Origin of the sequence: uncultured Campylobacter sp. (assembly GCF_938018035.1) — a bacterium.
Taxonomy (GTDB): Bacteria; Campylobacterota; Campylobacteria; order Campylobacterales; family Campylobacteraceae; genus Campylobacter_B.
Window position 1 is genome coordinate 1 of the sequence record NZ_CALIJF010000133.1, and the last position, 2,124, is coordinate 2,124.

2 protein-coding genes are annotated in these 2,124 nt (G+C 48.4%); one reads left to right on the forward strand and one right to left on the reverse strand.

Annotated features, from left to right (window positions below; genetic code table 11):
* Positions 1–471 (forward strand): hypothetical protein (locus Q0257_RS04015; RefSeq protein ID WP_298021841.1); only part of this gene is annotated, 471 nt, incomplete at its 5' end.
* 269 nt (positions 472–740) lie between these two features.
* Here the strand turns inward: Q0257_RS04015 and tsaD are convergent.
* A complete protein-coding gene (gene tsaD, locus Q0257_RS04020; protein WP_298021843.1) occupies positions 741–1,748 on the reverse strand; it encodes a tRNA (adenosine(37)-N6)-threonylcarbamoyltransferase complex transferase subunit TsaD in 1,008 nt (335 codons plus the stop codon).
* Positions 1,749–2,124 lie beyond the last annotated feature (376 nt).

Sequence of the window (2,124 nt, forward strand, 5' to 3'; positions counted from 1 at the left end):
GAATATATTTCGAAAGAGGACTTAAAGAAATATAATGTCGTAAATATCGTGAATAAATATAGAATAAAATATCGTTGCAGAACAACTTTGAGCGATATGGCTATAGCGCGGCTTGATTGGGTTATTGATAGGCAGAGAGATATTTGGTTTATGTTCGTTTGCGATCCATGCTTACCGGATCCGCGAGATGGATTTACGGGTGAGGAGATTTATATTTTATGCTATAAGGGTAATGTTATCGAGCTTGATATAGGGCGAATTTACGACGAAACTACCAGTAAAATGCTAGTCGATAATCCGTTTTTTATCAAATATAAGCTAGAAAGTATAAATTCCAGCACTTACGGAATTTCATTGGACGAGCTTTATAAAATTTTAAAAGAAGCTCTAGCGGAATACGGCAATCGCGGTATTGACGGTAGAGAAAATTTACCAAAAGAACACGAAGTCGTAACTTTTCTGCACGATTAAGAAAGGATAAAAAATGACGCGAGAACAAGCCGATCAAATTTTAGTAGACATTGCAAGCGACAAGGACGTGTAACGTTAGTGGTACCGATGGCGGTGCAAGCACGAAAGGAGTTTAGCAAAACATGGCGCGAGCCTGAAACGCGATGTGTAAATTCAAAGTGAATTTTATCCAAACCCAACCGTGAGCAAGCGCGAGATAAAATTTTACTCAAATGCCCAGCGCGTGAGAAACCGCTAGCGGGCGCAGATTATCTGTAAATTTTAAAATTTTACTCAAACGCCGAGCGTAGATTTAGATGCGGGATGATCTCAAGCTCTGCGGGTGCGACGAACTCCTTTTTACGCAGCTTTTCTATCGCCGCGCGCGCGATCATGGCGGCGTTGTCGGAGCAAAATTTCATCGGCGCAAAAAGCATCTCGCAGCCCGCCCGCTCGCACAAATCCGTCAAAAGTCCGCGCAGATGCAAGTTCGCGCTTGCTCCGCCCACGACGCCGAATCGCTCAAATCGGCGCAGCTCAAAGATCCGCTGCAATTTATCCAGTATGTGCGCGCACGCCGCGTCCTCAAAGCAGCGCGCCAGATCGCGCATCGCCCGCTCATCCAGTTCGCCCGCCTCTTTTAGCTTCTCTATCTGCACGCGCACGGCGTTTTTAAGCCCCGAAAAGCTATACTCCAGCCGCCTATCGCCCTTTAGCGGCACGGGCAGCTCAAACTTCGGCTCGCCGCCTTTTGCGAGCTCCTCGATGAGCGCGCCGCCCGGGTAGCCGAGGCCTAGCATCTTTGCGATCTTATCGAAGCTCTCGCCGAAGCTGTCGTCGCCGGTGGTCGCTAAAATTTCGATACCCTCCGCAGCGTCGATATCCAAAACCATCGTGTGTCCGCCGCTAACGAGCAAAACGCCCATCGGAAATCGCGCCTCGCCGCCTAAAAACAGCGAGTAAACGTGGCCTATGAGATGATTTACGCCGATGAGCGGCAAATTTAGCGCGAGCGCGAGCGCTTTTGCCATATTCACGCCGCCGATCAGGCTCACGCTAAGCCCCGGGGTATTGGTCGCTGCGACGGCGCTAAGCTCGCTAAAATAGGGCTTTGTGCGCTGCAAAATCCGCGGCAGCGCCTCCGTATGCAGCCTCGCGGCAAGCTCGGGCACGACGCCGCCGTATTTGGCGTGATCGGCCTCCTGGCTTATTTTTTCGTAAAATTTCAGCTCGAAACTACGCTCATCCATCACCGCGACCGAGCTGTCGTCGCAGCTGCTCTCAATAGCAAGTATCACACAAAATCCTTAAAATTTTTCGCTCATTATACTCAAAAATCGGCGCAGATGAAATTTTAAAATTTAAAACGGTGCGCTTTAAATTTTGTCTTTGTCGCGACATACTCCCGCTCGCGGGGCTAAATTTTAAAATGTGCCGTTCGGCTCGGTCGCGGTACGCTAGCGGAATTAAATTTAAAACGCGTCGCCATCGCACTATGTTTGCCGCTACGATGCGCTCCGTATCTGCCGCGGCGGATAAATTTTAAATAGATGAAATTTTGGCAGTTGAAATTTAGCGAGCAAATTTAAAATGGCCTTTGGATTTTAAAGCTCCAAAGGCCGTTGCGATTAAATTTGGCGGTAAATTTAAAGGCTAAATTTCGGGCTCTTGCTC